Source organism: Nostoc sp. NOS(2021) (genome assembly GCF_017115025.1).
Classification (GTDB): domain Bacteria; phylum Cyanobacteriota; class Cyanobacteriia; order Cyanobacteriales; family Nostocaceae; genus Nostoc.
In genome coordinates, this window is the sequence record NZ_JABXKM010000192.1 from 1 (window position 1) to 4,638 (window position 4,638).

General features: G+C 44.2%; 2 protein-coding genes. One reads left to right on the top strand and one right to left on the bottom strand.

From position 1 onward, the window contains the following. Positions 1-74: 74 nt before the first annotated feature. The gene (locus HWQ41_RS21715; RefSeq protein ID WP_292767359.1) at positions 75-1,436 is read right to left on the bottom strand and encodes an NAD(P)/FAD-dependent oxidoreductase; all 1,362 of its coding nucleotides are present in this window, start codon (positions 1,434-1,436) and stop codon (positions 75-77) included. 1,437 nt (positions 1,437-2,873) lie between these two features. On the opposite strand from HWQ41_RS21715, the gene HWQ41_RS21720 reads away from it, so the two are divergent. Then, positions 2,874-4,430: an ammonium transporter gene (locus HWQ41_RS21720; RefSeq protein WP_292767360.1), complete on the top strand. Its 1,557-nt coding sequence runs from the start codon at positions 2,874-2,876 to the stop codon at positions 4,428-4,430. Positions 4,431-4,638 lie beyond the last annotated feature (208 nt).

Sequence of the window (4,638 nt, forward strand, 5' to 3'; positions counted from 1 at the left end):
GGACAAGGGAGAATTATTGAACAAGTTTCTTCCTTGTCTCTTCCCATGCCCCATGCCCAATGCCCAATGCCCAATTAGATATTTACTGGCTGTTTATTATCGGCTGATGCGTAATAAATGTTGCGATCGCTAATTCCGAACTGCGTGATTGATTCTTGTCCTGTAATCAATCTTGCTCCGCGATTACGGGTGAAATAGTTCCATGCCCACTGAATCATTACTACTAATTTGTTGTTAAATTCAATTAGGAAGTAGATGTGAATCAACAGCCAAAACAGCCATGCAAAGAAACCTTTCAGCTTGATAAAGCCCAAATCGACTACAGCAGAATTGTGCCCAATCATCGCTAAACTACCATGATCGGTATAAGCAAAGGGTGGCAAACTGTTTCCTGCTAGCCGCTTTTGCACTAGTGCTGCTACATATTCTCCTTGTTGCTTCGCTACAGGTGCAACACCAGGTAGCGGTTTCCCATTTTGATGAGAAAAATTTGCTAAGTCGCCTATTACAAAAATATTGGAATGTCCCTTAATACTCAAGTCAGGTTCAACGATAATCCGTCCAGCGCGATCGCACTCGGCACCTGTGTGTTCTGCTAGCACTTTTCCCATTGCTGAAGCTTTCACACCTGCTGCCCATAATACCGTTTTTGAGGCAATTTCTTTAACTTCATCGCCTTGTTTGAGCGTAACAAGATCATTTTCAATATTCGTTACCAGCGTTTTTGTCTGGACAATTACCCCCAACCGCGTTAGAGATGCTTCCGCTTCTTGTGATAACTCTGGTGCAAATGGTGGCAGAATCCGATCCAGACCTTCTAATAGCAAAATCTTGGCTTCCGATGTGTCGATGTTGCGGAAATCTTCTTTGAGAGTTTGATTTGCTAATTCTGCGATCGCGCCCGCTAATTCTACACCAGTGGGGCCACCACCAATAATTACAAAGGTTAACCAGGCACGGCGTTTTTCTGGATCAGTTTCTTTTTCTGCGGCTTCAAAGGCCGTAAAGATCCGACGACGCATTTCTATGGCATCTTCTACAGTTTTCAAGCCTGGGGCGAATTCTTCCCAGTTGTCTTTACCAAAGTAGGAATGCTTGGCTCCTGTGGCGACAATTAACGTATCGTAAGGTATTGCTTCGTCGCCCACAATCACTTTTTGTGCTTCTGGATCAATATTATTCACCTCTCCCAGCAACACTTTCGTATTCTTGCTCTTGCTGAGTACAGAACGCAACGGTGAGGAAATATCCGCAGGAGATAGCGCACCTGTGGCGACTTGGTATAAGAGGGGTTGAAATAAATGAAAGTTGCGTTTATCAATCAGAGTAACGTTTACTGCCGCTTTGCCGAGTGTTTTCGCCGCATAAAGTCCACCAAAACCACCGCCAACAATTACTACCTGATGAGGTGGATTATTGTCAAGTGAATTTACCATAAGAAATATTATCCTGTATTCTGACTATTGTAACTATTCTTAACAAATTTGTATCAAAATTGTCATCATATATTTTGTATTGCTTTTTACATTTGAAGAATGATTAAAGTATTGAACCTCACACAACTGAAGTGGCGTGATTCCTGGTTCAACGATGTCCGCCTGAATAGAAGACAGGACTTACGAGTTCTCCACAGGCGTTTACAGAACTAGCCCTTTCAAGGTGACTTGTAAAATCTCTTTTTTCTCTCTGCGCCGCGCCAGTTGCTTCTCCCAAGGGGAGACGCTCCGCGAACAAGTCGGGGAACCCGGCCAACGCACTGGCTTCTTTGCGTCTCTGCGGTTAAAAAATCTTTTATTTTAACCACAGTGGCACAGAGAACATGGAGTCAAGAGGTTAAAGAGGAGTTTCTTGAGCAAAATTTTTACCCACCTTGAAAGGGCTAGTTATGTGAGTTAACCAAATTCGGTGGGTTTAAGTCCCCCGGTTCAATAAAAAAGCAAGTTTTGTAGTGGGGTCTAAATCCCCGTTACAAAACTTAATTACGAATTACGAATTACGAATTACGAATTATTTAATAAAGCCTCTGGAATACGTGGTGAGGTGATGAGGAGAATTTAAAGATAAGTCAAAGGCAGGTAATCCCACCTGAGAAAAATGAATAAACGTATTGTGGGTAACAGTTGCATATTAGATTGACGAAGATATGACAACATCATGACGAAAGTGTGACGAGATTGATCAGGCTGTGAACACAAAAAGTAACAACTTATTGACTTGTTGTATATAAAATTAATAACATTCTGAATGTTTCTATCTTAATATCGGGAAATACTGATACTGTAAAGAATCCAATTGTTATATCTGACATATGGCGAGAGTAACTTCATGTGACCTCCTGACAAAAAACTGTATTATATAATACAGTTTTTTGTCAGGAAGAAATAAATAATTAGTCAAATTTCTTAGTTTATTCCTGTAAGTAAACATTCAGATTTCTCACAATATCAGGGTTATTGATATTAGAAAAATGTGGTTAAAGACTTACAGAAAAACTTCGTTAATGTTGTTGATGCCGTCGTAACTATCCTAACGTGATGGGCTGTCGGTTTTGAGACAATCACGCTCAAGTTTATTTGAGATAAATACCTTCAGATTCTTCCTCAACAGCTTGACTGACAATTGAGGTTTTAGTTGTTTAAAAATATTTACCTTGATGGAGGTTTTACTTAGTGGGTAACAAGAGAAGCAGACTAAAAACTATCTTATTTAAGGCTTGTAGTTCTTTGGGAAAAAATAGCCGAAATTGCCTGAACATATTTGGCTATTTGGTAACAAGCTTTATTGTCTTTTTCGTGAAGGCGGGATCTACCCCAGTCAAGAAAGGCTTTTTCCTCTTTAAGCATCAGCAATTCCCCACAAAGAAGAAAATGCCGATGACTGTTGGGCAAAGTCAGCAAGTTAACAAGTTGGCACGATTGGGACAGCGTTTACGTGATCCAGAGTGGAGGCGCTACGGTTATTTACTACTGCTGGGCAAGGCAATGGCTATCATGATGCTGTTCATGGTATTTGCCTTCATCCCCAATTTGATGGAAACACCAGTTCTGGCAGCCGATCCAGTACTCAGAGGCAATGACATCGTTAACCCGATTAATACCCTCTGGACGCTGCTAGCGGCCTTCCTGGTATTCGCAATGCAGGTAGGTTTTACGATGCTGGAAGCAGGTTTCTGTCGCTCTCGTGAAACCGTCAACGTCTTGATGGAGTGCATCGTTGACACCTGTCTTTGCGGTTTATTGTTCTATGCCTGGGGCTTTGCCTTCATGTTCAGTCATGGTAACGGCTTGATTGGACTGAATTGGTTTTTCTTGCAAGGGTCTCCTACCACCTATGAAACAACAGGCGTAGCGTTTCTGGCGTTCTGGCTGTTTCAGTTTGCCTTTGCAGACACCTGCTCGACCATTACCTCTGGGGCGATGATTGGGCGGACAGGGTTTATTGGCGATCTTCTCTACAGCTTTGGCGTTTCTGGATTCATCTACCCAATTATCGGACACTGGGCTTGGGGGCCAGACGGTTTTCTGGCAACGATGGGCAGCAAAGATGGTTTCCTGCCTTTCTTGGGGATTGGCTTCCATGACTTTGCAGGCTCTACAGTTGTTCACACCATTGGGGGATTCATTGCCCTGGCGGGTGCGATCGCACTTGGGCCGCGTTTAGGTCGGAGGTTCAAGCGCGACGGTGGCGGGCCGATGTTGCCCCATGACCTTGTAATTGCTGCTTCCGGCGGTCTGATTCTGTGGTTCGGCTGGTACGGTTTCAACCCAGGTTCAACACTCTCGGCGATGGACTTTGTGGGGACTGGACGAGTTGCCGCCAATACTACCTTAGCAGCATGTGCAGGTGGTCTGTCGGCACTGTTTTTCGCATATCCGAAAACAAAAAAGTGGGATTTGAGTTTCACCGTCAACGGTTTCTTGGCGGGTTTGGTTGCGATCACTTGCCCCTGCTATTGGGTTAATCCAACAGGTTCAATCATCATTGGGGGAGTAGCTGGCGTAGTTGTAATTCTAGGCATAGACCTCTTGGAATGGCTGCGGATTGACGACCCCATCGGTGCAGTTCCTGTACATGGTTTTTGCGGAATCTGGGGAACGTGGTCGCTGGGCTTGTTTGCCACTGGTGAATTCGGCGCGACTGGCCCCATCGTACCTGATGTCTCTGCACCGTTAAGAGGTCTGTTGTATGGTGGGGGGATACAGGTGTTGAGCGCACAAGTTATCGGCAACCTAATTATTACTGTGTCTACATTCGCCGTGGCAATGGGCTTGATGTATTTGGTAAATTTGACCGGGACACTGCGTGTCTCGAAAGAAGGCGAATTGGAAGGTTTGGATTTACACGAGCATGGCATACCAGCCTACCCTGAATATGTCATTAGTTCATCAGCTAACCCTGGCAGTTCTTCATTAGAAGAAATGAATAGATAAAGAGTTTGCGCCAAGCGCACCCTAAACAGAGATCATGCCAAAAATCTATCAGTCTTCATCCCCATCAATCGGTGGGGCTTTTTTATGGAGAAAAAGTCGGGTAATCGCTATTTCCCGATGATCTCCCGGCATAATTGGGGGAATTAGCACCTGATTAGCGATCGCCATCAAACCTTACGCTGCCCAATCTTTGCACAGTATAGCAGGG